This is a genomic window from Tannerella forsythia, from assembly GCF_003860135.1.
GTDB lineage: Bacteria > Bacteroidota > Bacteroidia > Bacteroidales > Tannerellaceae > Tannerella > Tannerella forsythia_A.
This window is the reverse complement of the sequence record NZ_RQYN01000125.1, coordinates 1-1,278: the sequence shown is the minus strand read 5'-3', so window position 1 is coordinate 1,278 and position 1,278 is coordinate 1. Positions and strand designations below refer to the sequence as shown.

Annotated in this window: 1 protein-coding gene; it reads right to left on the bottom strand. The window is 61.0% G+C overall.

All coding sequences use genetic code 11. From position 1 onward, the window contains the following. Positions 1–1,278 (bottom strand): Ig domain-containing protein (locus tag EII41_RS14245; protein ID WP_185711931.1); only part of this gene is annotated, 1,278 nt, incomplete at both ends.

Genomic DNA, 1,278 nt, shown 5'->3' with positions numbered 1-1,278 from the left:
GGGGAGGATTTCGACGATTTCGAGCCGGAAGGTGGCGATCCCGTTGGCCACGAACGCGGGATGGTTGAGCGTCAGCTTCTCCACCTTTTTAGGGGTGGGCGCGGGTGTGGGCGGCTGCGGATCGGGCGTCGGGTTCGGGGTAGGCGACGGCGGCGTGGGTGGCGGCGGGGCGGGCGAGGCTTCGAAGGCGACGGTGACGGTCGTCTCGGCCGAGAGGTTCGTTACGGTGTAGGTCGTAGCGGTGCCGTTGGCGGGCGTCCACGCTTTGACGCGGTGCCCCGCGGCAGGGGCGGCGGTGAAGACGACGGTCTTGCCCGCTTCTACCTCGGCGCCGGTTTGGATGGGGGCGTTATCGACCGTGGCCGTGAGCGCGCCGCTGCCGGTGTGCGAGAAATGCACGCGATGCTTGACGGGCGACGGCGTGGGTGGCGGCGGAGCGGGTATGGCTTCGAAGGCGACGGTGACGGTCGTCTCGGCCGAGAGATTCGTTACGGTGTACGTCGTGGCGGTGCCGTTGGCGGGCGTCCACGCTTTGACGCGGTGCCCCTCGGCCGGGGCGGCGGTGAAGACGACGGTCTTGCCTGCTTCTACCTCGGCGCCGGTTTGGATGGGCGCGTTATCGACTGTGGCCGTGAGCGCGCCGCTGCCGGTATGCGAGAAATGCACGCGATGCTTTTTCGGCACCACCGTTACGACGCATTGCGCCGTATGGTTGCCATCGTTCGTTTTCACGGTGACGGTGGCCTGCCCTTGGGCTTGGGCGGTGACGAGCCCCGAAGTACCGACCGCAACGATGCCGGCCGGCGCCACGCTCCACGTTACGCCCGGATCGGTAGCCGTGGGAGGCTGCACAGTCGGCGTAAGCTGAAACGTCTCGCCGACGGTTAGCGTCTTGGCCGATTCGTTAAGCGTAACCCCCGTAACCGACACCGTAGCCGGCGTACGCTTATCCACAAGGGTGACCTCTGATTTTGTATCAGAGTAAATACCTCCATTAGATGTTCCATCATTAAAGTCTCCTCTTAGGATAAACTCGGTAATATTCGTACCGTGAATTTCTTTAGCTTTAGCTAATATTTCACTTAATTGCATATTATCTTGAGAGAAGTTATTATGCAATAGAACAAAATTATCTTGCCCTGAAGGTGAAGCTAACCATCCTATACTCGGAAACTTCCCTGCGGGCACGCTGAGCGTTTGGTTTTGATTGTCGAGGGTGACGTCGATGGAGGCGGGCGCATCGCTGCCTTGGTATTGCAGGACACCGTAGTAGTTGAC